Source organism: Quyinboa mangrovi (assembly GCF_042219825.1).
Taxonomy (GTDB): domain Bacteria; phylum Bacteroidota; class Bacteroidia; order Bacteroidales; family UBA5342; genus JBHJHP01.
In genome coordinates, this window is the sequence record NZ_JBHJHQ010000004.1 from 62,679 (window position 1) to 88,394 (window position 25,716).

The 25,716-nt window shown below is 40.8% G+C and carries 22 protein-coding genes; 5 read left to right on the top strand and 17 right to left on the bottom strand.

What is annotated here, in order from left to right; translation table 11 throughout:
• Positions 1 to 11: 11 nt before the first annotated feature.
• Positions 12 to 1,295, top strand: coding sequence for a M64 family metallopeptidase (locus ACE1ET_RS09065; protein ID WP_375728072.1), 1,284 nt, complete (start codon positions 12 to 14; stop codon positions 1,293 to 1,295).
• 3 nt (positions 1,296 to 1,298) lie between these two features.
• Here the strand turns inward: ACE1ET_RS09065 and ACE1ET_RS09070 are convergent, their stop codons facing one another.
• On the bottom strand, positions 1,299 to 3,695 hold the full coding sequence (locus ACE1ET_RS09070; protein ID WP_375728073.1) for a transglycosylase domain-containing protein: 2,397 nt from the start codon (positions 3,693 to 3,695) through the stop codon (positions 1,299 to 1,301).
• A gap of 136 nt (positions 3,696 to 3,831) precedes the next feature.
• Between ACE1ET_RS09070 and ACE1ET_RS09075 the strand changes: the two genes are divergently transcribed.
• Positions 3,832 to 5,208 (top strand): MATE family efflux transporter, encoded by a 1,377-nt coding sequence (locus tag ACE1ET_RS09075; protein ID WP_375728074.1) that lies wholly within the window; start codon positions 3,832 to 3,834, stop codon positions 5,206 to 5,208.
• Here ACE1ET_RS09075 and trmD read toward each other — a convergent pair.
• Positions 5,198 to 5,875 carry a tRNA (guanosine(37)-N1)-methyltransferase TrmD gene (gene trmD / locus ACE1ET_RS09080; RefSeq protein ID WP_375728075.1) on the bottom strand — a complete coding sequence of 226 codons (678 nt, stop codon included), beginning with the start codon at positions 5,873 to 5,875 and terminating at the stop codon, positions 5,198 to 5,200. The two genes, ACE1ET_RS09075 and trmD, sit on opposite strands and share 11 nt — an antisense overlap.
• Positions 5,876 to 6,008: 133 nt before the next feature.
• Here trmD and ACE1ET_RS09085 point away from each other — a divergent pair, with 133 nt between their 5' ends.
• On the top strand, positions 6,009 to 7,115 hold the full coding sequence (locus tag ACE1ET_RS09085; protein ID WP_375728076.1) for a universal stress protein: 1,107 nt from the start codon (positions 6,009 to 6,011) through the stop codon (positions 7,113 to 7,115).
• 32 nt (positions 7,116 to 7,147) lie between these two features.
• Entirely contained in the window at positions 7,148 to 7,498 is a 351-nt protein-coding gene (locus tag ACE1ET_RS09090) for a helix-turn-helix domain-containing protein (RefSeq protein WP_375728077.1), read from the top strand.
• Positions 7,499 to 7,665: 167 nt separating this feature from the next.
• Here the strand turns inward: ACE1ET_RS09090 and ACE1ET_RS09095 are convergent, their stop codons facing one another.
• From ACE1ET_RS09095 to cyoA, 5 genes are all read right to left on the bottom strand, one after another.
• Positions 7,666 to 8,469, bottom strand: a complete 804-nt coding sequence (locus ACE1ET_RS09095) for a M90 family metallopeptidase (RefSeq protein WP_375728078.1) — start codon at positions 8,467 to 8,469, stop codon at positions 7,666 to 7,668.
• A gap of 87 nt (positions 8,470 to 8,556) precedes the next feature.
• Positions 8,557 to 8,841, bottom strand: coding sequence for a cytochrome o ubiquinol oxidase subunit IV (gene cyoD / locus ACE1ET_RS09100; RefSeq protein WP_375728079.1), 285 nt, complete (start codon positions 8,839 to 8,841; stop codon positions 8,557 to 8,559).
• Positions 8,842 to 8,869: 28 nt separating this feature from the next.
• A complete protein-coding gene (gene cyoC, locus ACE1ET_RS09105) occupies positions 8,870 to 9,469 on the bottom strand; it encodes a cytochrome o ubiquinol oxidase subunit III (RefSeq protein WP_375728080.1) in 600 nt (199 codons plus the stop codon).
• 13 nt (positions 9,470 to 9,482) lie between these two features.
• Positions 9,483 to 11,462: a cytochrome o ubiquinol oxidase subunit I gene (gene cyoB / locus ACE1ET_RS09110; protein WP_375728081.1), complete on the bottom strand. Its 1,980-nt coding sequence runs from the start codon at positions 11,460 to 11,462 to the stop codon at positions 9,483 to 9,485.
• Positions 11,463 to 11,474: 12 nt separating this feature from the next.
• Positions 11,475 to 12,422: a ubiquinol oxidase subunit II gene (cyoA, locus tag ACE1ET_RS09115; protein ID WP_375728082.1), complete on the bottom strand. Its 948-nt coding sequence runs from the start codon at positions 12,420 to 12,422 to the stop codon at positions 11,475 to 11,477.
• Between the two features lie 274 nt (positions 12,423 to 12,696).
• Between cyoA and ACE1ET_RS09120 the strand changes: the two genes are divergently transcribed.
• On the top strand, positions 12,697 to 13,071 hold the full coding sequence (locus ACE1ET_RS09120) for a hypothetical protein (RefSeq protein WP_375728083.1): 375 nt from the start codon (positions 12,697 to 12,699) through the stop codon (positions 13,069 to 13,071).
• Positions 13,072 to 13,169: 98 nt separating this feature from the next.
• On the opposite strand, the gene ACE1ET_RS09125 is transcribed toward ACE1ET_RS09120, so the two are convergent.
• From ACE1ET_RS09125 to ACE1ET_RS09170, 10 genes are all read right to left on the bottom strand, one after another.
• Positions 13,170 to 13,526 (bottom strand): heavy-metal-associated domain-containing protein, encoded by a 357-nt coding sequence (locus ACE1ET_RS09125; RefSeq protein ID WP_375728084.1) that lies wholly within the window; start codon positions 13,524 to 13,526, stop codon positions 13,170 to 13,172.
• A gap of 120 nt (positions 13,527 to 13,646) precedes the next feature.
• Positions 13,647 to 16,697, bottom strand: a complete 3,051-nt coding sequence (locus ACE1ET_RS09130) for a copper-transporting P-type ATPase (protein WP_375728085.1) — start codon at positions 16,695 to 16,697, stop codon at positions 13,647 to 13,649.
• A 12-nt stretch (positions 16,698 to 16,709) separates the two neighbouring features.
• Complete coding sequence (locus tag ACE1ET_RS09135; RefSeq protein ID WP_375728086.1) at positions 16,710 to 16,937, bottom strand: SHOCT domain-containing protein; 228 nt, start codon at positions 16,935 to 16,937, stop codon at positions 16,710 to 16,712.
• A 54-nt stretch (positions 16,938 to 16,991) separates the two neighbouring features.
• Positions 16,992 to 17,486 (bottom strand): hypothetical protein, encoded by a 495-nt coding sequence (locus ACE1ET_RS09140; RefSeq protein WP_375728087.1) that lies wholly within the window; start codon positions 17,484 to 17,486, stop codon positions 16,992 to 16,994.
• A 122-nt stretch (positions 17,487 to 17,608) separates the two neighbouring features.
• Positions 17,609 to 17,866 (bottom strand): SHOCT domain-containing protein, encoded by a 258-nt coding sequence (locus tag ACE1ET_RS09145; protein WP_375728088.1) that lies wholly within the window; start codon positions 17,864 to 17,866, stop codon positions 17,609 to 17,611.
• 61 nt (positions 17,867 to 17,927) lie between these two features.
• On the bottom strand, positions 17,928 to 18,119 hold the full coding sequence (locus tag ACE1ET_RS09150; RefSeq protein ID WP_375728089.1) for a hypothetical protein: 192 nt from the start codon (positions 18,117 to 18,119) through the stop codon (positions 17,928 to 17,930).
• Between the two features lie 119 nt (positions 18,120 to 18,238).
• Entirely contained in the window at positions 18,239 to 18,799 is a 561-nt protein-coding gene (locus ACE1ET_RS09155; RefSeq protein ID WP_375728090.1) for an AraC family transcriptional regulator, read from the bottom strand.
• Between the two features lie 8 nt (positions 18,800 to 18,807).
• Positions 18,808 to 20,634: an efflux RND transporter periplasmic adaptor subunit gene (locus ACE1ET_RS09160; RefSeq protein ID WP_375728091.1), complete on the bottom strand. Its 1,827-nt coding sequence runs from the start codon at positions 20,632 to 20,634 to the stop codon at positions 18,808 to 18,810.
• 3 nt (positions 20,635 to 20,637) lie between these two features.
• Complete coding sequence (locus ACE1ET_RS09165) at positions 20,638 to 21,870, bottom strand: TolC family protein (RefSeq protein ID WP_375728092.1); 1,233 nt, start codon at positions 21,868 to 21,870, stop codon at positions 20,638 to 20,640.
• Positions 21,857 to 25,681 (bottom strand): efflux RND transporter permease subunit, encoded by a 3,825-nt coding sequence (locus ACE1ET_RS09170; protein ID WP_375728093.1) that lies wholly within the window; start codon positions 25,679 to 25,681, stop codon positions 21,857 to 21,859. The genes ACE1ET_RS09165 and ACE1ET_RS09170 overlap by 14 nt, the downstream gene beginning before the upstream one ends.
• Positions 25,682 to 25,716 lie beyond the last annotated feature (35 nt).

The window sequence follows — 25,716 nt, forward strand, 5'->3', positions numbered from 1 at the left end:
AATAAAGACACATGAAAAAAAAAGGTCTTATCATTCTCTTTACTTTTTACAGTGTAATTCTTTTCGCTGAAGTTAATTATAACGCTTTTTTTACAAATAAGGTGCTCCGGGTCGATCTGGTTTTGTCCGGTAACAAAACATCTCAAATGGCATCTGTTTCCCAGGTTTACGAAGAAAAACAGTGGGGTGGGCGTACTACAAAACTGGATGAGTTTCATGGGAAAGGAACCTATAAATATGATTTATATGATTTGAATACTGGAAAACTTATTTATACCGATGGGTTCAGTACACTTTTTCAGGAATGGCAGACAACAGATGAAGCCGAAAACATCGAACGGTCCATGGAAAACACAATTTATGCTCCATTACCCCAAAAAGATGTGAGGTTTGTTCTTGTTCATCGTGTGGATGGATTATTTACCGACACACTTCTAAATATTAATCTGAATCCTGAAGGTGAAATTGTTCGACCTACAGAAACTCCTGACTCAAAGACAAAAGATATATTAATCAGTGGAAAAACAGATGAATGTATTGATATTGTTCTGATTGCTGAAGGATATACCAAATATGATGAAAAATTGTTTTTTGAAGATGCGCAAAATTTTGCAGATGCCTTATTTACGTCAAAGCCATTTGCAGAAAATAAAGGTAAGTTTAATATCCGTGCCGTTATGTCGTATTCAGAAGAGGAAGGAGCAGATGATCCAGAACAGGCTATTTATGTGAAGACAGCTCTTAATTCGTCTTATAATACGCTTTACAGCGACAGGTACTTAATGACAAATGACCTGTATGATGTCAGCAATTACGCCTCCCTTGTACCGCATGATCAGATCATTATTCTGGTAAACAGTGAGAAATACGGAGGTGGGGGTATTTATAATTTTTACAGTATAAATTCAACCCGGGGACGCAAAAATCAACAGGTTTTTATTCATGAGTTTGGACATTCGTTTGCTGGTTTGGCGGATGAATATTATACATCAGATGTATCCTATAACGATTTTTTCCCGGCAGATATAGAGCCATGGGAACCGAACGTTACAACGCTTGTTGATTTCGATAGTAAATGGAAGGATATGCTGGATCAGGACACCCCGGTTCCTACACCTGCAAAAAATAAATATAAAAATACCATCGGTGTGTATGAAGGAGGAGGCTATGTTGCCAAAGGAGTGTACCGTCCGTTTATTGATTGCAGGATGAAAACAAATGAGGCAGAAGACTTTTGCCCGGTATGTGCCAGGGCAATAGTGCGTACCATAAACTTTTATACTAAAGGAGACTAATTTCTACCAGAAGTCATCCGGAGAATCCGGTGTTTTACCGCTTTCATTCTGTGATGGAACTGTGAATTTACCACAATCAAGATCTGTATTAAAGCCGGCTGGTTTTTCAAAGTCCTCCATGGGGTCGTAGCCCAATGTAGTATCGGCATATACACTCTTGAGAAACAAAGCAAAAATTGGCAAAGCCATCTCCGCTCCCTGCCCGTATGTAATATTATTGAACCGAATAGAACGTTCTTCTCCGCCCACCCAAACTCCTGTTACAAGGTTGGGTAAGACACCCATGAACCAACCATCAGACTGATCCTGTGTGGTTCCTGTTTTACCTCCAATCGGGCCCTTGAACTGGTATTTCCATCTTAGTCTGCTTCCTGTCCCACCTGGAGTGTCAACGACACCTTCCAAAAGGTTCAGCATCAGATAAGCTGTGTTTTCGTGGATCACTTCTTTCTTATACGGTGCAAATGTTGCGATGATATTTCCGTCCTTATCTTCAATTCTTGTTACAAATACCGGATCGGTCATGACGCCGTGGTTGGCAAATACCCCGTAAGCTTTTACCATTTCCTTAACTGAAAAATCCGGTGTCCCAAGACACATGGATGGGACGGCATCAATACTACTTGTAATACCCATGGAATGAATCAGATCTGCCAGTGTTTTAGGCTTAAACTCATTCATTAATCTGGCCGAGATGAAGTTGTTGGATTTCGCCAGACCCCATTTCAGGGTTACCATTTCGTTCAATCTTTCATCGTCACTATTATCAGGTGTCCATGGTCGGCCCAGATCATCATAAATGGTTATTGGTGCATTCAGAAAACGGGAACAAGGTGTATAGCCTTCCTGCATTGCCAGTGTATATAAAAATGGTTTAATGGTTGAACCAACCTGTCGGTGGCCGAGCGATACCATATCATACTGGAAGTAGGAATAATCAATGCCCCCCACATAAACTTTTACATGACCGTTCAGTGGATTCATAGACATCATGCCGGACCGCAGATAGTATTTCATATAGCGTATGGAGTCCATTGGACTCATCACGGTATCAATATCTCCATTCCATGAGAATACAGTTGTGCTGACGGGCGTGTCAAAGATCTTCAGAATTGAATCCCGTTTAACACCTGCTGCTGCTAAACGTCTGTATCTGTCGGTATTCTGCATAGCGCGTTCCAGAAAATCGTGCATGCGTTCAACACGTTCTTCAGGACTGTTTCCAATTTTGCTTGAGTAAGGTGCATACGGGCTGTTTGCTTCCTGTTTGAAGAATCTTGGCTGGACATCTTCCGACAAGTGTTTGTACATGGCCTGTTGCGCATATTTTTGCATGCGGGAATCAATGGTCGTATAAATCTTTAATCCATCGGTATACAGGCTGTAGTTTGATCCATCTGGTTTGAAATTTTTGTTACACCAGCCATAAAGAGGATTTGTTGCCCATGATATGCTGTCAGCAAGGTATTTACCGCTTCTGATATCCCAGCCTCTGTAATTCTTTTTAAGGGGTTTTTCAGCGGTCATAAACTGACGGATGAATTCCCTGAAATAAGGAATCGGGCCAACCTTGTGATCAACTTTATGATAATCCAGCTCTATTGGTAAGGTTTTAAGCGAGTCAAATTCATGCTTGTTGATGTAGTCAGCATTCATTAACTGTCCCAGTACAATATTTCTTCTTTTTTGTGTTTTTTCCGGAAAGCGTTTTGGGTTGTACAATGTTGGGTTTTGCAACATTCCTACAAGCATAGCTGCCTCCTCTATTTTCAGATCTTTAGGCGTGGTGTTAAAATAAACCCTTGAAGCCGTCTGAATACCAGTTGCATTATTGTTAAAATCGAACTTATTCAGATACATGGTCAGGATTTCCTCTTTGGTGTAGAAGCGCTCCAGCTGAACCGCGATCACATATTCATTCAGTTTCTGAAAAATACGTTTTATAAAGCTCACATTGTATGCATTTTCTGTGAACAGCTGTTTGGCAAGCTGTTGTGTAATGGTGCTGCCTCCTCCTGAATTTCTTCCTGTTACAACACCTGTCACGGCACGTAATATCCCTTTGGCGTCAATCCCTGAGTGTTTGGCAAAGCGGATATCTTCGGTTGAAATAAGTGCATTTACCAGATATGGTGAGAGATTGTTGTAATTTACTTTTGTGCGGTTCTCTCCCTGAAAATATATGGATCCCAGAATGACATTATCTGAAGAAATAAGTTGAGTTTCATATTTGTTTTTGGGGCTTTCAATTTCCTGAATGGGTGGAATATAACCAAGATATCCTTTTGAAATTGCCCAAAACAGTAAAATTACAGCAGCAATACCAAAAACGAATATCGACCAGAAAATAAGAACGTATTTTTTATAACTGGTTGGTTGTTTGAATTTTGTCTCGTTCATTAACGTATTTTTTATTACTGATACAGATCAATGCAAAGGTAGAATATACTTTCTAAAAACCAATTTTATAAAAACGTTGTAATTCTTTAATTATTGGCTCAGGATATTAATTTACCTTTGCACCTGAATTTTTCTGATGGATAAGACAAAAGCACTCGAAAAAGAAGGGATTGGCAAATTAATGTGGAAATTTTTCGTTCCTGCATTTATTGGTGTAATTGCCAATGCATTATATAATATTGTCGACAGGGTATTTATCGGGCAGGGGGTAGGATCGCTTGCGCTATCAGGCATCGGTGTCATTTTTCCGGTCATGCTCATAGTGATGGGGTTTGGTATGTTGATTGGCGTTGGCGCAGGCGTATTGGTCTCTATACGCTTAGGAGAGCGAAGCAGAGACGGGGCTGAACAGGTTCTGGGGACGACCCTACTGCTAATTTTAATCGTTTCCACTTTTATTGTTCTGGTAGTTTTTCTCATAAAGAAACCTTTACTTGAATCGTTTGGTGCAACTGCAGAGACGCTTGATTATGCCAACAGCTATCTGAATATTATTTTGTTTGGAACCTTTTTTACAATGCCGGGTTATTCGCTGAATAATATGATCCGAAGTGAGGGAAACGCCCGGATTGCCATGTATTCAATGTTGCTGAGTGCATCTGTGAATATTCTTCTGGACTACCTTTTTATTATGGTTTTTAAATGGGGTGTTGAAGGCGCTGCATGGGCTACCGTTATTTCAATGTTTGTGCTTTTTGTGTGGGTATTTATGCATTTTCGAAGTTCACGGAGCGTAATAAACCTCAGACCTGAACTGGTCCGGTTTGACTGGTCAATTGCAAAAAGTATAATTGCCATTGGAATGGCTCCGTTTGCGATGCAGATCGCTTCCAGCGTTGTGCAGGGGCTGGCCAATAAAATGCTGATAAAATACGGTGGAGACATTGCGGTAGGAGCATTTAGTATTGTAATTAGTGTGGTAAGTCTTGTTGTTATGTCCGTCATCGCAATCAATATGGCTGCTCAACCTATCATTGGATTTAATTTTGGTGCCAAAGTGTTTGTACGTGTTAAAAAAACGCTTCGTATTGCTTTGATAACAGCTACACTGGTAAGTATTTTTGCATGGATATTTACGCAGTTTTTCCCGGAGTACATTATTATGATGTTTAACGATGAGGATCCGCATCTTCTTGAAATTACATTAAGAGCCATAAAGATTATTACCATGACTTTCCCGATTATCGGTTTTCAGATTGTTGCCGGTAATTATTTTCAGGCTGTGGGGAATGCAAAAACAGCTATGTTTCTTACATTGTTGAGACAGGTGCTGGTACTTATTCCCTTACTTTTTTTATTGCCGGAATTCTACGATCTGGATGGCATATGGCTCAGTTTCCCTGTATCAGATACTGTATCGGCACTTGTTGTAATGGTATTTATGATCAGGGAATGGCGCAGGTTAACAAGTCTGTCCGGACCTGAGCTTGTCGCTGAAACGGTTAATCCTTGAGCAAATCAGGACGTAATTTTTTTGTACGTTCAACAGATTGTTCAAATTCCCATTCTGCTATTTTGGCTTCATGACCCGATAACAAAACATCCGGTACTTTCCATCCACGGAATTCTGCAGGTCGCGTATAAACCGGTGGAGACAGAAGGTTGTCCTGAAAACTGTCTGAAAGGGCTGATTGTTCATCCGAAATTACGCCGGGTATAAGCCTTACAACCGCATCGGAAATAATGGCTGCAGCCAGCTCGCCACCAGTTAGAACATAATCGCCTATTGAAATCTCCCTCGTTATAAAGTGATCACGAATGCGTTGATCGATGCCTTTGTAATGACCGCAAAGAATAATGATGTTCTCGTAAAGGGACATGGAATTGGCCATTTTCTGGTTCAGCACTTCGCCATCAGGAGAGGTATAAATAATTTCATCGTATGCACGTTTGGCTTTCAGTTCTTCAATGGCTTTTGCCACTGGTTCTATCTGAATCACCATGCCTGCACTGCCTCCAAATGCATAATCGTCAACACGTTTTGTTTTGTTCGTAGAGTAGTCCCTTAGGTTCACAACATTAAATTCAACAAGCCCTTTGTCCTGCGCTCTTTTTAGAATTGAAGTGTGCAGGGGGCTTTCAAGAAGTTCAGGTAAAACGGTGATGATATCTATTCTCATGGCAATATTTTTGGCAAAAATAGAATACATATAGCTAACTCCCTAAATGTTTAAGATAATTTAAATTGACTGTAAATTGAAAAATGCGTAATTTTAATCTGAGTCTGCGGACTTAAACTTTAAAACGACCGTCATGAAAGATAAATTGATCACCGTAGCCACTCACAGTTATGAAAAAGCTCAGTTCATAAAAATGGAACTTGAACGGGAAGGTATTGAATGTTATCTCAGCAATATCAACCTTATTCAGGGAGCATTTTCAGGGGGTGTAAAAGTCCGGATCAGTGAAGAAGATCTAGACAAAGGTCTTAAAATTATTGAGCACATTAATGAGGTATATTTTAAGGAAGAAAAGTTACCTGAATTTCCTAACCGGGTTCTGGTACCTGTAGACTTTTCTGAATACTCGTATAATGCCTGTGTTTTTGCCATTAGTCTTGCTAAAACCATTGGTGCTGAAATTGATCTGATGCATACCTACTTCAGTCCGCTGATCAATACACTACCGTATACCGAAACGTTTTCTTACGATCTGAACGTTGATAAAACCCTGAAGCAGATCGAAGATAAAGCCAAAAAGGATATGGATCATCTTCATGCCAAGCTGAAAAAACAGATGAAGGACGGCAGTCTTCCTACCCTTAAAACCAAAGTTATTCTGAATGAAGGTGTGCCGGAGGAGGAAATTCTGAGTTACGCAAAAAAATACAGGCCACAGATCATTGTAATGGGTACCCGTGGAAAAAACCGTAAGAATGATGATCTGATAGGCAGCGTAACAGCTGAGGTCATTGAACGGGCAAAAGTTCCGGTTCTGGCTATACCTGAAGATACACCTTTTAATAACATCAGTCAGGTTAAAACTTTGGCGTATATTACCAGTTTTGCTGATAATGATCTGGAGGCAATTGACAAGCTCATGCGGATTATTGGAAGGAATGATATTGATCTGCACTGTGTGCATTTGGGACATGAGGGAGAAGATCCCTGGGATGAGGTACAGCTAAGCGGATTACAGGATTACCTGAATAAAAAATATACCGGTAAGAAAATTGAATGTGAACTGATGGAGGGCGATGATCTACTGGTATCTATGGATAAACTGATTAGAGAAAAGAAAATTGATATTATTACATTAATTACTAAACGGCGTAACATTATAGCACGAATGTTTAACCCGAGTATAGCCCGCAGAATGATCTTTCATACAGACACTCCGTTGCTGGTATTTCATGCATAATGCATTTTGTAGAACCCCACAAAAACAGGAATATGAATACCCTGACGTTTAAAGAAGTATATGATTATATACTGGATAACAAACTTTACAGGGATCCAACGCTCACCCCATCCCGGCTTGCTCACAAACTTAAAATGTCTACAGCGGACCTTAAAAAGCTTTGCGTTGATTATTGTGGAAATGACTTTACCCTTTTCGTTACAGAATTGAGGGTTAAGGAAGCCAAACGAATGATTGAAGAAAGTTGTTACAGTGGATTTTCCATTGATGCCATTGGCAGGATGGCAGGATTTAACTCTAAAAATGAATTTGTGACCAGTTTTAAAGAGTTGGTTGGACGTATGCCCTGCGACTATAAGGCAAGTTATAAGTATATATTCTGATCCATATATTTGATGGATCAGGAAATGGCTGATGATTAAATCAGGCTTAAAAGGGGATTAATGGTCCTGTTTGATTGGGAATATTTTTTTATAATTATTTGACTATAAGTGTTCAGCGATTTTTTAAGCGCTATTGTATCTTGTTCTGTAGCATTTTATCGCATAAATTATATCACCGGGTTTTGTCGGAATATTTTAACCAGGTAGTTATACAACTCCGGATGACGCATCTTCATTTTATCAGGATCATCAAAAAAATACTCGGCTACAACTGCCAGAAATTCTGCATTGTTTTTTAGTGCGTATGGATTGATATCTGAATGGCCGTTTTTTATCGTGTTAATTTCCTTTTTGATCTCCCTGAGCCATGAAAAGGCAAACGAATTGTCAAAAAGAATTTTTGGTATTCCGTCAGTAACTCCATCAGCCATATCAATAAGATGGATGAATTCATGAATGCCGACGTTCTGTTTATGGCGAGTGCCGTCAAAGGCTGCTTCAAGATCGGGTCGTGATAATAAAACATGGCCACTTAAAAAACCATTACCTACCATTCCAAGGACGTTTCTGCCTTCCACTTCATTATTTGTCTGAAATTTCTTGTCAAAAGAGTTTGGATAGAGCAATATTTCATGTACCTCAGGATAGTTATAATATGGAAAGGCAAACATAGGAATAATTGCGCTTGAGGCAATCAGCAACGTATCTTCTTCTGAAACATCCGTGTCTATACCTGTAATCTTTTTTTCTGTCAGGAATTTTAATAGTCTGTTTTCAAACTCTATTTTATTGTCATCTGACAGATTACGGTAATATCTTACCCTTGACGATAATATTTTTTTGAATTCATCCGGTAAAGATTTTATATTATTTACGGGAGGACTTTTGTATGGCTTTGCAATGTACCTGAATGTGATGAAAATCCCTGTCAATACTGAAATAACAGAGAAAATGGTAATGACTTCCTGCATTTATCTGCGCTTTATGAATATTTTAAATTTCTCCATGCTTACAGATAATAGTTGCGTTCATCATCACTGCTGTTTTAAGACATGTTTTTACATCATTCGCTGATTGAGGGTAAACATGACCCAAATTGTCCCACCGATAAAAAAGGCGATCAGTAAAAAAGCAAATAACAGGGAGTATACATTCCAACGAGCACCGGATGATGTATCCAGATGAAGGAAAAAATGCAGGTGAACTAACATCTGGGCAACAGCAGCAATAAGGATTCCTACAATGATGATGTGTTTTGAAACCATTCCGGTTGCAGCCAATAAAAACGATGTGCCCGTTAATAAAAAGGCCAGAATAAATCCGATGATGTATTTTTTAGTCATTTCTTTTTAACTATTGTTATACTTCATATTAAACCACGCCAAGCAGGTACACTACAGAAAATACGCCTATCCACACAATATCAAGAAAATGCCAGAACATACTCAGTCTGTATATTCTGGATTTAACAGCCTGGGTCATCCCTTTTGAATACACCTGGAACAGCATGATCAGAATCCAGAGTAAACCAAATGTTACATGTGTGCCGTGCATCCCTACAAGTGTAAAAAATGACGATAAAAAACTGCTTCGCTGCGGACCGTATCCTTCGGATATTAAATGATGGAATTCATTAAGCTCCATAATAATAAAGCCTAGTCCCAGTATAAAAGTTATAATCAGTCCGATCAGTAAAAACTTCTTATTATCCTTTAGCATGGCAATAATGCTGAATCCCATAGTTACACTGCTTACAAGGAGGAATGTGGTCTCTCCAAAAAGATAAGGCAGGTTGAATAAGTCTTTCGGAGAAGGTCCGCCTGCATAATTGTGCCCTACTACAGCAAATGCAGAAAACAAAATGGAAAATAATATCAGGTCGCTCATTAAATAAATCCAGAACCCAAAGGCTTTAAGATCTGCTAAACCTGAATTATGTATTTCATCGTTATGTTTGACACTTTCATTCATTATCATATCAGTTTTATTCCGGGATTTTAAATGTGGGTTTTACGCGTTCCGATTCGATCCGCTGAACCTCGGCAGCAGGAATGGTGTATTCATCATCGTCGTTTGCCGATGAAATAATGATCATTGTAATAACTGCAAGAATACTGATAATCGCTAACCACCAGATATACCATACCATGGCAAAGCCAAAAGCCAGAACCAATATTCCTGTTACTGGCCCGAAAGCTGTGTTTTTCGGCAATTTGATATCAGTATATTTCTCTTGTTGATTATCAGTTGTTTTTTTTGATTTCATGACCCAGAAAGCATCCAGATCATCTACATGTGGAATAACCGCAAAGTTATAACTTGCAGGTGGTGAGGATGTGGCCCATTCCAGGGTTCGTCCGTTCCATGGATCCCCCGTGAGATCACGGTTTTTATTTCTTTCCCGGATGCTGACGTAAAGCTGAATTCCCATGAAAAGGATACCCAGGGCTACTATGAATGCTCCTACGGCAGCAATAATCAGATAAGGTTGCCATTCCGGATTCGGATAGCTTTCCAGTCGGCGCGGCATACCCATAAACCCAAGAATATATAATGGCGCAAATGCAACTACAAATCCGATTAACCAAAACCAGAACGATCGTTTACCCCATTTCTCATTTAATCTGAACCCGAATGCTTTTGGAAACCAGTAATTGAACCCTGCAAAATAACCGAACAACGCTCCTGGGATCAGTACATTATGAAAATGGGCAACGAGAAACAGACTGTTATGAACCACATAGTCGGCAGGTGGAATGGCCATCAAAACACCAGACATACCACCAAAAACAAATGCAATAAAAAAGCCAAGTGTCCAGTACATTGGCGTGGTGAGCCTGATACGTCCCCGGTACATGGTGAAAAGCCAGTCGTAAACTTTAACACCTGTTGGAATTGCGATCAGCATAGTGGTAATTCCAAAAAAAGCATTTACATCTGCCGTATTTCCCATAGTGAAAAAATGATGCAGCCATACTGTAAATGATAAAATCATTATGGCCACGGTAGCATACACCAGCGATTTATAGCCGAACAGTCTTTTACCTGAGAAAGTGGCAACTACTTCAGAAAAAACGCCGAAAGAAGGCAAAACAACAATGTAAACCTCAGGGTGCCCCCACATCCAGAACAGATTATTCCAGAACATCATATTGCCACCCATGGTATTCGTGAAAAAATGCATCCCCAGGTACCGGTCCATTGTCAGGAGTAGCATAGCACCGGTAATGACCGGGAAGGAAAAAACCATCAGTACGTTGGTGGTTAATGTCGTCCATGTAAATAATGGCAGCCGCATAAACTTCATGCCCGGAGCCCGTAACTTAATAATGGTTACCATGAAATTTATTCCCGTAAGGGTGGAACCTATACCAGCTATCTGGAAGGCCCACAACCAGTAATCAACCCCGGATCCCGGATTATATGTTTTTTCAAACAGAGGAGCCAGACCACTCCATCCGGTAGGTGTAAACTTACCAACACCGAGCGATATCATTATAAGGCCGGCAGCTGCAACTGTCAGCCACAGACTTATTGAATTAAGGAGAGGAAAGGCGACATCGCGTGCCCCTATTTGCTGTGGAACAACAATGTTCATTAATCCTACCAAAAAAGGCATTGCAACGAACACAATCATAATGGTTCCGTGTGACCCGAATATCTGATCATAATGGTCGGGCGGTAAAAAGCCTCCCGAGGAACTTGCCGCAAGTGCCTGTTGCGAACGCATCAAAACGGCATCTGCAAAACCACGCAGCAACATCACCTGCGCAAGAATGATGTACATGATGCCGATTTTTTTGTGGTCAAGACTTGTCAGCCATTCATTCCATAAATAGGACCATTTCCGGTAGTAGGTGATAAGAATGATGATCACTAATCCTACCAGAGTTGCTGAGCCAACTGCGATCATTATAATCGGATTGTCGTACGGTATATCGGATAACCTTAATCTTCCTAACACGTTATTTGTTTTTTATTTATTCAAATATGATCTATTATTACTTGAATTCTTAACTTCTATAGCATTATCAGAGCCATTATCGGGAGGTTTCATCTTTTCGTTTTTCATGAATTTTTTTATCAACTGATTGAATAAATCAGGTTCAACCTCTGAGAAAAGTTTAACGGAAGAATTATCCGATGGTTTTTCCAGATTTTTAAACGTTTTTAAATCCAGTTTTAAAGGGGATTGTTGTACCTTTTTTACCCACGCTTTAAATTCATCAGTTGTAACAGATTTAGCTTCAAAAAACATTGATTCATATCCCACTCCGCTGAATTCCTGGTTTTGCCCGGTAAGTGTCGCTGTATCTGATGCAATCAGGTTAAGATGTGTCTCCATACCGGCCATGGCATACATCTGGCTTCCGAGTTGTGGGATAAAGAAAGAGGTCATAACACTGGCAGAAGTCAGCCTGAATTCAAGCGGGGTATTTTCAGGAAATACCAGTTGGTTAACTGTGGCTATATCGTATTCCGGGTATATGAATAACCATTTCCAGTCGAGCGATATAACTTCAACCTGAACCGGATCGTTCGCATGCTCAATGGGTTTGTACGGATCAAGCTGAGACGTTTTAGTCCATGTTAAATAGGATAGTATGAGAACGATGCCCAAAGGTACAGCCCATATAAACCATTCTATTCGTGTTGAACCAGACCAATCGGGTGTATACTTTGATTTCTTGTTGCCGGCTTTGTATTTAAAAAGGAACCAAAAAGTTAATACAATAACAGGAATAACAACGATCAGCATTAACAGGAAAGCAATGATTATCAGATTTGACTCTTCCTTTCCTATAGCACCTTTTGACTGAAGGACGATAAATTTATCACAACCGGTAAGGAAGAATGAAATTAACGTCAGTAATAGCAGTGGTATTAATCTGATAGTATGATATTTATGATAAAAATTATTCAAGGAGAGTATAAAGTTTTTCGAATTAGTAGATATGTTTAAAATTAATATATAAAGATTTTAATATTTGATGGAGAATACCAAAGTATTTAAATAAAATTACGATAAAGTATGTGAAATTTGGTGTGTGTTAAAATTAAACAATGCCCTGCTTTGAAAAGCAAAAATCATTAAGGACTATAAGATAATTTGTTTAGCTTTGGGAAGATGATGATTATCAGACAGGACGCTTGATTAATTTTGACCTGGATTTGAAACAATGCCCAAGAGAGATATTATGAGTAAAAAAAATATTAGTGTAAAAATATTGTTGGCATTTTTAATAATAATACCAACTTTTTTAGTGGTTAGTGTTTTATTTCAAAATAATTATACGAAAGATGTTTTTAAAGAATATCCATTAATTAATTCTACGCAGCCGGTTAATAAAGTTATAATAAAAAGTGGCAGATACAGAGGAACAACTCTTCTGGAAGATGAGGACGGTAAGTCATTTAGTATTCGGGCATGGAGTTTTTCAAAAGGGCCAGGTAATTTAAGTTTTTATATTGACCCGGGAGACTCGATCGCATTAGAAAGAGGAAACGATACGTTATATCTTTATAAAAAAACAGGCGGGGTAATTCCTTTTGAAGTGCAATATCCGGAATGAAAATAGATGAATGCCGTAGTGAGAAACACTACGACATCCCTGATTGGTATTCTTTTCCAATCATTTTTATGATGAATTTTGCTTCTAAAAAAGCCCGATTATTTATCACTTTTTTCAACCGGACTAGTTCTGTCGTATTTGCAGCAGGCCGGCAGGTTATTATATGTTTCATCCTTTGCCTTATGCTTTCCGGTATCATGTCCTGCTTTGGCTATGGCTGTCTGGATTTTGTCCTTATCCGTTTTGCTGTCGTCAAATTTTACCTCCATCATTTTGGTGTCCTTGTTCCATTCTGCAGAGGTAACACCTTCCACGCCATTGGCAGCTTTTTCAATGCGTTTTTCACACATGCCGCAGTTCCCTGATACTTTAAATTTCTCTGTTTTGTTTGCTGCAAATGATGTAAACGAAGCCGTCAACATTACTGCTACTAAAATTAAAAAATTACGTTTCATATTAATTTGTTTTTATTGGTTATTAATTTAGATATAAGATATAAGACATAAGACATAAGATGTAAGACATAAGATATAAGACGTGAGACTTTTTTTATCTTGGTTCTTGTGTCTAATAAATCATTGTTTTCTCAATCGTAATGCATTTGATATTACCGATACAGAGCTGAAACTCATGGCGGTTGCTGCAATTACCGGCGATAGTAAAATGCCAAAGAACGGGAAAAGGATCCCCGCTGCAATGGGCACTCCGAGTGCATTGTAAACAAAGGCAAAGAACAGGTTTTGTTTAATGTTCCGCATAACCTTATGACTCAGTTCCCGTGCCCTGACAATGCCGTTAAGATCGCCTTTAACCAGTGTGATTTCTGCACTTTGCATGGCAATATCTGTACCCGTTCCCATGGCAATACCTATGTTGGCCTGGGTCAGGGCAGGAGCATCGTTAATGCCATCACCGGCCATGGCTACAATGCGTCCCTGTTCCTGCAGTTCTTTCACTTTTTTATATTTGTCTTCAGGAAGGCATTCGGCAGTATAACTGTCCAGATTAAGTTCTTCGGCAACCGTTTTGGCCGTAAACTGATTATCTCCCGTTAACATGTGTATTTTTACACCCATATGGTGCAGCGCCTTAATGGCTTTCGCTGTAGATTCTTTAATGGAATCAGCAACGCTAATGATGCCTTCAACGGTATGATCCGTGACAAGAAACATGACGGTCTGTCCTTCGGATTGCCATTTTTCAACAGTATCTGCAACTGTTTTATCCGGCCTGACGCCAAATTCTTTCAGGAAGCGTTGGTTCCCGAGTCCGGTTTTCTTCCCTTTATATACGGCATGAACACCTTTTCCTGACACAGACTCAAAGTTATCAACTTCAAAAAGACGAATCTTTTTCTCTTTGGCGCCTTTAACTATGGCATCTGCCAAAGGATGCTCACTGTTGGCATCAATAGACGCCGCCAGTTGTAGCACTTCCTCATCACTAAGTTTACCGAACGATTTGTACCGTTTAAGTTTTGGTTTTCCTTCGGTTAACGTTCCTGTTTTATCCACAATAAGTGTATCAACCTTATTCATTTCTTCAATGGCACGGGCTTCTTTTACCAGCACGCCGGATTGGGCGCCTCGTCCGGTTCCCACCATAACGGACATTGGTGTGGCCAGACCTAAGGCACAGGGACAGGCAATGATTAATACCGATACGGCATTAACAAATGCATACACATATGCAGGTTCCGGTCCCCAAATGGCCCAAAGTGCAAATGTGATTAATGCAACAGACACAATAATCTGTACAAAATATTTAGCTACTGTATCTGCAATATTTTGAATAGGAGCCCTGGTACGACTGGCCTGATTGACCATGTCAATGATCTGGGAAAGTAATGTATCTGATCCTACTTTCTCGGCTTTCATACGAAAAGTGGTTTTCCCGTTTATGGTTCCGCCGGTAACTTTATCTTCTAACGATTTGTCCACCGGAATCGATTCTCCTGTGATCATGCTTTCATCAATGGTAGCTTCACCTTTAATTAATGTGCCATCAACCGGAACTTTTTCACCGGGTTTTACAATCAGAGTATCTCCAGCCTGAACGTCTTCCAGAGGAATATCCTCTTCCTGGTTGTTGCGCAAAACATGAGCCAAGGGAGGCACAAGATCCAGAAGTGCTTTTATAGCAGAATTTGTTTTGTTATGTGCCCTAAGTTCCATTGCCTGGCCCACTAACACCAGTGTCAGGATCATGGCAGATGCTTCAAAATACACGTGAACATTTCCCTGATTGTCTTTAAACTGATCAGGAAAAATACCCGGAATGATCAGTGCCAGTACGCTGAAAATATAAGCTGCTCCAACACCCAGTGAAATAAGTGTCCACATGTTTGGGGATCGCCTGCGAACCGAGCTGTAGCCGCGTTTGAAAAAGTCCCATCCTGCATAAAAAACTACCGGCGTTGAAAGCGCAAACTCAATCCAGGACCAGACTTTCTTCGGGGCCAGACTCTCAAGGTTCAGAAAGTTAACCATCCCAGACATGGCAATAATAAACACAGGAACGGTAAAGGCGAGTGCAACCCAGAATTTTTTTGCCATTTTAAGATAGGCCTTTTCTGTGTCGCTTTTTTTCTGCTGTTTTTCAGGTACCAGATCCATTCCGCATTTGGGACACGAACCGGGATGATCCTGTTTCACTTTCGGATGCATCGGACAGGTATAGACTGTTTCCGTTTGCGATGCTTTTGAAGCCGATTCAATTTTATTCAGGTGCATACCACAAATCAGACAGTCGCCTGGTTCATCATATGTTTTATCACCTTCGCACTGCATCGGGCAATAATATTTCCCTTCGTTATCTTTTTTATGCACATGCGCTTTATGTTCCAGCATTTTCATTTTTTCACCAACCGGAATCAGATGCATGCCACAAACCGGGCAGTCACCTGGTTCATCGTATGTTTTGTCCCCTTCGCATTTCATAGGGCAGTAATACATCTGGTCTCCGGCTTTTGTATCCTTATGGTGTTGATGTTCATGGTGCGTGTGGGAGCCGGAATGCGTATGAGGTTTGGATCCAACCGGAACAAGATTCATTCCACAGACCGGACATTTACCTTTTTCATTGTAAGTTTTTTCACCCTCACATTTCATGGGGCAGTACCATAAATCGCCGTCTTGTTTTGGCATCATTGCAAATGATGGCTTACCGTTTCCCGAAGTTTCTGTATTTGTTTCTTTCAGGTTCATACCGCACACAGGGCACTTCCCGGGTTCATCGTATGTTTTGTCCCCTTCGCATTTCATCGGGCAGAAGTACGTTTTGCCGGTTTTTTGAGGAGCCATTACAAAGGCATGTTGATGCCCGTTCATGCCTGCTTGTTTTTCTCCTTTTTTTACAAGGTTCATTCCACAGACAGGACATTTACCCGGTTTATCGTAAGTTTTCTCACCTTCACATTTCATGGGGCAATACCAGATATCATCACCAGGTTTGCCGTCATTTGAATGTGGATGATGGTGTGAATGTGAATGACCCTGCTGGTTATGTTGAGAACCTGTGGGAACGAGGTGCATTCCGCACACAGGACAGTCGCCCGGACCGTCATATGTTTTTTCACCTTCACATTTCATCGGGCAGTAATATGTCTTTATATCTGTGTTCTTCATATTCAGAAAATTTTAGCTTTGTTTTATCCGTTTAGCTTTTTCTTCGTACTCTTTGTCGTTGATCTCTCCTTTTGCATATCTCTCATTCAGGATATCCATGGCTGATTTGCTGCTGTGTACTGTGGTACCAGAACTACCGTTCACAGTCCTGAAGATTATCCAGATTATCAGTATCATCAATGCGATTCCGATAATCCAGCCAAATCCCATTCCCCAATTCATTCCATTATAACCATACATGATATTATATTTTTCGTTTTAGAAAATTCATTTCTACGTATATTAACAGAAATATCAGTTATTAGAGTTCATCTGCCCATGATGGTTTTGATTCATCATCATACCATGACCATAAGAACCCATGTTCCCATGATGATTCATCATGTACATCATCTGAGGATGTTGCATCATCTGGTTAACCAGGTGCTGGCTCATAACCGTATCTGTGGCACTAACATTGACCATATTGTTCATCAGCGCCTGCATCATTTGTGGATTATTGTGCATTAAACTCAACATTTGGGTCCGGTTCATCATATACTGTCCCTGTGCCTGATCATTACTATTGTTTCCATTCATTTGCGCATTATTCCACATCATCAAGGCATGTTGATTGCCGTGCATGTTTTGCATAAACTCTGACATGAGTTGGTGATCATTCTGAATGGCATTAAATACTTCCTGCCTGCTTTCTTTAATTTCAAGCAGGTTGTTGATCGTCTTTGTTTGTCCAAAAATGTTCATTGTCATCAGGGCAAACATTGAGATTATTATCATTAATGTTTTCATGACATTGAATTTTTAAGATAAAAAAATATTAAAACATCGTATTGATACGATATACTATACTGTGCTTTCACACTTTAAAAAGGTTGGTACATCTGTATTTTTTTTGACATACCAAGTTTCTGTTACTTCGATTGATCTTTGATCAATTCTGATTTTTTCTCGTATTCACTGGTTCCAATTTCACCTTTGGCATATCTTTCTTTTAAGATGTCCAAAGCCGATTTTCTTCTTTTGATATTGGGATACATTTCCGGTTCGATGACCCGGAATATGATCCATGCAAGGACAAACATCAGGATGATTCCTGCCATCCATCCGTATCCCATTCCCCAGTGCATTCCATTAAAACCGTACATTTTAACCTCCGTTTTAGTTACCATAAAGTTACGCTCGTTTAAGCCCGGAAACGTTACACTATTTTTAGTTTGTGTTATATCATTTTCAGGTTTCCTGTTTTTCTTCCGCACATTCTGTAGCGTCTGTTATCTGGCACTTATCACAGTTTCCGTTGTCATCCATAGAACATGACCGGATATTGATTTCGGCATCCTTTTTGAAAAACAGTTTGATGCTGAAGATCAACAATAAAACAGCCATGACCACAACTGATAATATAATTGTTTTAAGTATCATTTTAGTTTGTTTTAATATTCAATATCTTCATTATCAATAACATTACAGATGTCGAAATGCTTATTTATTTCACCTTATTTAGTGTAAAAAAGTTTAAATGCAGGTATTACATTACCTGTTCATATATTATCAATGGACTGGCGTTTTTGGTCACCAAGATTTTTAAAATACGAAGGTGTAAACCCTGTGACTTTTTTAAACTGACCCGAAAGATGAGCCACGCTGCTGTATCCCAGTTCAAAAGCAATTTCACTCAGTGTTTTTTCATCGTAAACCAATAACTCTTTTACTCTTTCAATTTTCAGACTAATCAGATGTTTCTCAATGGTTGTACCTTCTACAGAAGAGAAAAGCGAACTCAAATAATTATAATCCAGGTTAAGCTTATCCGTTAAGTAGTCAGAAAAATTTTGTGTTTTGTCTCCCTGTCCATCGTATACATATTCTATTGTCAGTTTTTTAATTTGTTCTATCAAACGGCTTCGTGCATCGCTGATCAGTTCAAAACCAGTATCGTTCAATGCTTTTTCAATTTTTTGCATCTCAGCATCGGATATTTCAGAATCAACAGATACCTTGCCCATATCTACCTTTGCATTGCTGTACCCGGCATCTGAAAAGATACCGGAAACAGCCATGATGCATCGGTTACAAACCATATTTTTAATGTAGATCTTCATGGTATTTTTTATTTTAAAACTTCTTCAGTAGCTCCGCAGGTCAGCATATCTTCACCAAAATACGGATTACGGATATCTTCCGTATTGCTGAACCAAAAGGCGCCTTTATCATTATTAGCCATTGGACAAAACTGATAATATGTTGTAACATCCTTTAAACCAAATGTTTTAACAGTTTTATAGAATGTTTCATTAAAGCCAACAAATGCAGTCCGTTGTTTTTCAATGTCATTGGATTTTATCATATCCGATAGTTTCTCTTTCAACACATTTAACTGCTTCATCCACACCATATGACTTTCCCCTTTCAGCAGTTCCATGTTTACCTTACTCATTGCATTCTGAACATCAGATGCATCTTTACTGACTGCTGCCGGATCTGACGCCACAAAGGCATCTTTCATTTTCAGGTATGCCTGGTAAACGTCGGTAAGCTGTGATTTAAAATCCGGGTTAATATTATCAGGTTGGATTTTATTATTATTACTGGAGAGAGTTTCACTTTTTTTCTTACTTCCTCCCATGTCCATCCCGGGCATACTTCCTGCTCCCGAATCGCCGCCATCAGGGTTCATCATGCTTGTTGCACCCTGAAGCTGAGCTGCTGCATCAATTTTGAATACACCATTCACTGCAATTTCCTCACCTTCGGTCAGACCACCTGCTACCACATAAAAGTTTCCGGCCTCCGGCCCCAGATCAATCTGCCGGTAAATAAACGTCGGGTTTTCCCTGTCAGGAACTTTGACGTAAACAACGGACCGTTTGCCTGTCCATAATACGGCTGTTTTAGGTATCAGCAGATCGTTGCTACTGGCAGCTATTTCTGATTCAACAGTGCCGTTAACAAACATTTCCGGCTTCAAGACATTATTTTTATTATCCACATTGACCCTGACTTTTGCCACGCGGGTCGAACTACTGATAAACGGATCAATATAATTTACTTTCCCTGTGTAGGTTTTACCCGGAATGGCCTGCACCGTAAAACTCACTTCATCACCGTCTTTTATCCAGGGCAGATCACTTTCATAAGCATCAAAAACAACCCAGAGATGAGAGAGATCTGCAATGCGGAAAAGTGGACTTCCTTCTTTTATATAATCACCCAGTGCCACATGACGCATCATTACCGTGCCGGAAATAGGAGAGAGGACATTAAAATAGACCTGAGGCTCACCCTTTTCCTCAATGGCTTTAATCTGCTCGTTGCTAAGATCCCAAAGTTTTAATTTCGATTTGGCAGCATTATAAATGGCCGGTCGGGTATCTTTAAATGTAATTGCCTCCAGAAGTTCGCGCTGAGCCGCAATCAGTTCCGGTGAATAGATTGATGCCAGTTTTTCACCTTTTTTTACGTTCTGCCCGGTAAAGTTGATAAATAGCTTTTCGATGCGCCCGCCATAGCGTGCTGTCAGCTCTGCAATATTGCGTTCGTCAACCTGTACTTTCCCCTGGAGATAAATGGTCTTTTGTGGTGTGCCTTTTGTGACAGTCATGGTTTGAACATCGGCCAGTTTTGCCGCAGATTCGGTCATACTGATTTCATTTGGATTAATAGTCTCATCTGCCTGCAAAGAACTTAAGGGAATCAGATCCATACCACAAATAGGACATTTCCCGGGTTTGTCACTCCGCACCTGTGGGTGCATGGAACAGGTCCATATGGTTGTTTCTTCCGCATGGGAATGTCCCTCATGTAATTCGGTAAAATTTTGTGTTGTTGCCTGATGATGATGATTGTGAAAAAATAACCATCCCAGTATCAGTCCGACAATTAGTGTTCCCAACACCAGTTTATAATTCTCTTTAATATTTTTTATTATCTGTTTCATGATTTAATTGCCCATTAAATAGTTGAAAAATGATATGGAGGCCTGTTTGTCTGTTTTGGCCTTTTCCAGTTCAAGATTATATGTCAGAACCTTGCGTTCCATGCGAAGAATCTCTTCAAAGTTCCGGTTGCCGGTAGCGTAATCCGTTTCCAGCAGGGATAACGATTTTCTTGCCAGATCCAATTGTGTATTGTAAAGCTGTATCCTTCGCGATGCATCCTGGTAGTCCTTCCAGCCGTTTTCAAAAAGTACGGAAAGCTGATTCTCCTTTTTGATCTTCTCATTCTGTTTGGCTGATTCAAGATAGTTGGCCTCTTTTATCATCGCCTTGTATTTATTCCGGTAAAGCGGAATTGTAACACCAATGGTAGGAAACATGAAAGCATCGGTTCCTGCAAGATTATTTTCCCCTTTACCGATGATGGTATAATCCAGTCCGACCTTAAATGAAGGTTTACCCATATCAGAAGCAATATTTTTACGGTAATCCAGTGCATTCTGTTCGTAACTTATCACAGATAGCTGATGATTGCGGGACAAGACAGAATCCAGCGCTGCTTCCCGGTTCAACTTAAAATCGTTGGTCCAGATTGAATCCGGCAAATCTATAAGAAACGTGCCATCATCATTCAACAGTTTGTAGAAAGTGGTTTCCAACACCTTCTGTTTGTCATTCAGCAAGGCCAGTTGATTTTCCAGATCATTAATTTCAATGGTGATCCGGTATTCATCAAGTGAGGACACGAGTCCTGCTTCCACTTTTACTGTGGCCAGTTTACGAAACGTTTCCAGAATACCGATATTCTCTTTTGTGATATCGATCGCTTTCCGGTTCAGATAGAGATTGTAATAGGTATTGCGTACATCGTTGAATAATCCGGATTTGGCTTCTTTAAAACCTTCATACTTTGATTTCGCATTTTGAAGGGCTGCATTTTCTTTATTGGCCAGTGATCCAAACCAGGGAAACATCTGGGATGCAGAAAGTTTGAGCCGTTGGGGTCCCAAACGCGTTTCAACCGGTTGAATAAAGTAACCGAATGCCACCTGAGGATCGGGTAATGCTTTTACCTGGGGCGCCACTTCAAGTGCAGCCATGTAAGCGTTGAACTTCATCTTTAGTTCCGGATTATTTTCCGCGGCTTTCTGCAGGTAGTTGTTCAATGCTTCCTGCGCCCATATTCCTGAAGAAAGCATCAGGAAAAGGATTCCTAAAATGATCTTATGCTTCTTCATTATCTTTTATTTTAAGTGTTTTCATTTCTTTCTTTACCTTTTTTTCCTGCCACATGCTGTAAAAAACAGGCACCACGAACATGGTCATAACCTGAATGATCATACCTCCGAAAAGCGGGATAGCCATCGGAACCATGATATCAGATCCTTTACCGGTTGAAGTCAGTACCGGAATCAAAGCAATAATGGTGGTTGCTGCCGTCATCATTGCAGGGCGTACGCGTTTGGATCCGGCTTCCAGAACGGATTTTCTGACCTGCTGTACGCTGGAAGGGCTGTTTTTTTCAAAGACCTGCTTCAGGTAGGTGCCAACGATAACACCATCATCTGTTGCCACACCGAACAGGGCAATGAAACCTACCCAAACAGCCACACTCAGATTTATGGTTCCCATCTGGAACAGTTCATGGATATTGGTTCCTGCAATACTGAAATTCATGAACCAGGGCTGACCGTAAAGCCAGATCATCATAAAACCGCCTGAAAATGCGACAAGAATTCCTGAGAATGTCATTAATGAAACAGTAACAGAACGAAACTGGAAGAACAGGATCAGGAAAATGATGACCAGGGAAACAGGGACAACAATCATCAGACGTTTCGTTGCCCTGATCTGGTTTTCGTAATTACCCGTAAACACATAATTGACTCCGGCAGGTATCTTCAATGAACCTTTTGCAATCTGGTTGTTGAGATATTTTTGTGCATTTTCCACCACATCCACTTCGGCATATCCGGGTTTTTTATCAAAAATGACATAGCCGACCAAAAATGTATTTTCACTTTTTATCATTTGTGGGCCACGCACATATTTTATAGTTACCAGCTGACCCAAAGGAATCTGGGCGCCCGTCGGTGTGGGGATTAATATTTTTTTCAGATCTTCAGGATTGTCCCTGAATTCACGGGCATAGCGCATTCGTATGGCATAGCGCTCACGGCCTTCAACGGTTGAGGAGAGTTTCATTCCTCCAACGGCTCCGCTCAAAACGTTCTGAAGCTGTTGTATGCTCAGTCCGTAACGGGCAACGGCGTCCCGGTTAATCTCCATTTCCAGGTAAGGCTTTCCAACCACACGATCTGCAAATACTGACATGGGTTCAACCCCATCTACTTCTTTTAACGCGTGTTCCAGTTCCAAACCTGTTTTCTCAATGGTTTCCAGATTGGGACCAAAAACCTTAATCCCCATTGGCGCCCGCATGCCTGTTTGTAACATAACCAGTCGTGTTTGAATGGGCTGTAGCTTTGGTGCAGATGTCAATCCCGGAATGGTGGCCTTTTTGATGATCTCGTTCCAGATATCGTCAGGTGTTTTAATGTTATCTCTCCACTGCCGGAAATATTCGCCGTGCTTATCTTCAATTAACTGAGACTGATCAATAGTACGATATCCGTCCCTGTCCGGTTTGTAGGTTGAACCATCCTTTAACAGAAAGGCGTCATCCTTATCCGTTTTGAACCGCATCCGGTGTCCGTTTTCGTTCAGGATGTATTCCGGTTTGTAATTGATAACATTTTCGTACATGGATGTCGGTGCCGGATCGAGTGCTGAATTGACACGGCCCCATTTCCCGACAACATTCTCAACTTCCGGTATTGCGTTGATCCGTTTATCCAGCAGGGCAATAACATCCAGATTTTCTTCTATGCCCGAGTGGGGCATAGTGGTTGGCATCAGCAGGAAGGAACCTTCGTCCAGTGTTGGCATGAATTCCTTTCCTACACCGGGAAATGTTTTTTCTGCAGCCTGCCACACTGAAGTATCTTTGATGGCATTCGGCATAAATCCGAATACTTTTCCAAGTCCCTGCCAGACTACTATCCCGAACAGTACCACGATGACCGGAACAGAAAGAAACTGCCATTTATGACTCAGGCACCATTTCAGGATCACAGGATAAAAATGTACGATGGACATAAGGGTCCCAAGGATCATTCCAACCAGTACAATTGCAAACACATAGTTGACAAAAAAGCTGGTCTGAGCACCCAAGGGCATCCAGATCTGTGTAAGGTAAAAGATGACTACAAACAGGGTCAGAACCACATTGATGAGATTCACATACTTCCGTTTATTTTCGGGCCAACGGTTTTCATACAGGTTGTTGATGCCAACGGCCAGAAGAACCAAAGCAACCAGGTTCCCGGTGAAAACAGCAAGCAGCAGACCGGCTACGGCCAGTATGATATTAAAGATAAATCTTATCTTCTTTTTATCGAAGCGAATGGAGAAGATCAGATTCGCCAGCATCGGGATAAAAACAACGCCGATAAACAGCGCCGATAACATGGCAAATGTTTTGGTAAAAGCCAGTGGACGGAATAGTTTTCCTTCGGCAGCCTGCATGGCAAAAACAGGTAAAAAGCTGACCACAGTTGTGGCAAGTGCTGTGATTACGGCTCCGGCAACTTCCACGGTAGCGTCGTAAACCACAGTAAACAGCTTTCGTCCTTTAGCACCCTTATTCTCCGGCATGTCCAGATGCCGGATGATATTTTCAGTGAACACCACGCCAACATCCACCATAACACCAATGGCAATAGCAATACCTGACAACGCCACAATATTGGCATCTACACCAAACCGTCGCATAACGACGAAGGTCATCAGAACACCAATGGGCAGGAGGCTGGAGATCAGAAACGATGCGCGAAGGTTTAACACCAGGACAATAACAACCAGGATGCTGATCAGAATTTCCAGTGAGAGTGCTTCCTCCAAGGTTCCCAACGTTTCTTTAATCAGACCGGTACGGTCGTAAAAAGGAACAATGGTTACTTTTGAAACGGTCCCGTCTGCAAGCGTTTTGGATGGTAAGCCCGGTGCTATTTCTGCAATTTTGGCTTTCAGGTTTTCAATGGTTTTCATAGGATTGGCGCCATACCTTGCAACCACAACACCGCCAACAGCTTCGGCTCCACCCTTGTCAAGTCCCCCGCGACGGGTTGCAGGTCCGTAATTGACTTTGGCAACATCTTTTAAACGAACAGGGACGTTATCCCTTGTGGTGACCACGCTCTCTTCAAGATCCTTGATGTTTTTTATATAACCCAATACCCTCACCAGATATTCTACCCGGTTATATTCTATGGTTCTTGCACCGATATCGAGGTTGCTGTTTTTTACTGCAGCCATAATCTGGGCCACATTAACGCCATAAGCTTTCATGGCATTCGGGTCAATATCCACCTGGTATTCTTTTACAAAGCCTCCTATGGATGCCACTTCGGAAACTCCTTTGGCTGAAGTAAGTCCGTAGCGCACATAAAAGTCCTGGATGGTCCGGAGTTCCTGTGGATCCCATCCTCCAGCAGGATTTCCATCTTTATCCCGGCCTTCGAGCGTGTACCAGAAAACCTGGCCCAATGCAGTGGCATCCGGTCCCAGTGCCGGCGATACATCCTGAGGAAGTGTGCCTGCCGGTAAGGAGTTCAGTTTTTCCAGAATACGTGTGCGACTCCAGTAAAAATCCACGTCATCATCAAAAATGATGTATATACTGGACAATCCGAAAATGGAATTACTTCGAATGGTTTTGACTCCCGGAATACCAAGTAAAGCCGTTGTCAGCGGATAGGAGATCTGATCTTCTATATCCTGTGGTGACCGGCCCGGCCATTCGGTATATACTATTTGCTGGTTCTCGCCAATATCAGGGATGGCATCTACAGGAACCGGATCGGAGGGAAGAATACCTGTTTCCCAGCCGAAGGGAGAATTAATGATTCCCCAACTGATGAAAACAACCAGTATTAAAAATGTAACCAGTTTGTTTTCGAGAAAAAAACGGATGATTTTATTAAGCATAATTTACCAGTTATTGTTCTTGGATCAGTTTATAA

Coding starts and splice junctions, on each gene's coding strand:
- ACE1ET_RS09065 (WP_375728072.1), top strand. CDS start 12: ATGAAAAAAAAAGGTCTTATCATTCTCTTTACTTTTTACAGTGTAATT.
- ACE1ET_RS09070 (WP_375728073.1), bottom strand. CDS start 3,695: ATGAACGAGACAAAATTCAAACAACCAACCAGTTATAAAAAATACGTT.
- ACE1ET_RS09075 (WP_375728074.1), top strand. CDS start 3,832: ATGGATAAGACAAAAGCACTCGAAAAAGAAGGGATTGGCAAATTAATG.
- trmD (WP_375728075.1), bottom strand. CDS start 5,875: ATGAGAATAGATATCATCACCGTTTTACCTGAACTTCTTGAAAGCCCC.
- ACE1ET_RS09085 (WP_375728076.1), top strand. CDS start 6,009: ATGAAAGATAAATTGATCACCGTAGCCACTCACAGTTATGAAAAAGCT.
- ACE1ET_RS09090 (WP_375728077.1), top strand. CDS start 7,148: ATGAATACCCTGACGTTTAAAGAAGTATATGATTATATACTGGATAAC.
- ACE1ET_RS09095 (WP_375728078.1), bottom strand. CDS start 8,469: ATGCAGGAAGTCATTACCATTTTCTCTGTTATTTCAGTATTGACAGGG.
- cyoD (WP_375728079.1), bottom strand. CDS start 8,841: ATGACTAAAAAATACATCATCGGATTTATTCTGGCCTTTTTATTAACG.
- cyoC (WP_375728080.1), bottom strand. CDS start 9,469: ATGAATGAAAGTGTCAAACATAACGATGAAATACATAATTCAGGTTTA.
- ACE1ET_RS09120 (WP_375728083.1), top strand. CDS start 12,697: ATGAGTAAAAAAAATATTAGTGTAAAAATATTGTTGGCATTTTTAATA.
- ACE1ET_RS09125 (WP_375728084.1), bottom strand. CDS start 13,526: ATGAAACGTAATTTTTTAATTTTAGTAGCAGTAATGTTGACGGCTTCG.
- ACE1ET_RS09130 (WP_375728085.1), bottom strand. CDS start 16,697: ATGAAGAACACAGATATAAAGACATATTACTGCCCGATGAAATGTGAA.
- ACE1ET_RS09135 (WP_375728086.1), bottom strand. CDS start 16,937: ATGTATGGTTATAATGGAATGAATTGGGGAATGGGATTTGGCTGGATT.
- ACE1ET_RS09140 (WP_375728087.1), bottom strand. CDS start 17,486: ATGAAAACATTAATGATAATAATCTCAATGTTTGCCCTGATGACAATG.
- ACE1ET_RS09145 (WP_375728088.1), bottom strand. CDS start 17,866: ATGGTAACTAAAACGGAGGTTAAAATGTACGGTTTTAATGGAATGCAC.
- ACE1ET_RS09150 (WP_375728089.1), bottom strand. CDS start 18,119: ATGATACTTAAAACAATTATATTATCAGTTGTGGTCATGGCTGTTTTA.
- ACE1ET_RS09155 (WP_375728090.1), bottom strand. CDS start 18,799: ATGAAGATCTACATTAAAAATATGGTTTGTAACCGATGCATCATGGCT.
- ACE1ET_RS09160 (WP_375728091.1), bottom strand. CDS start 20,634: ATGAAACAGATAATAAAAAATATTAAAGAGAATTATAAACTGGTGTTG.
- ACE1ET_RS09165 (WP_375728092.1), bottom strand. CDS start 21,870: ATGAAGAAGCATAAGATCATTTTAGGAATCCTTTTCCTGATGCTTTCT.
- ACE1ET_RS09170 (WP_375728093.1), bottom strand. CDS start 25,681: ATGCTTAATAAAATCATCCGTTTTTTTCTCGAAAACAAACTGGTTACA.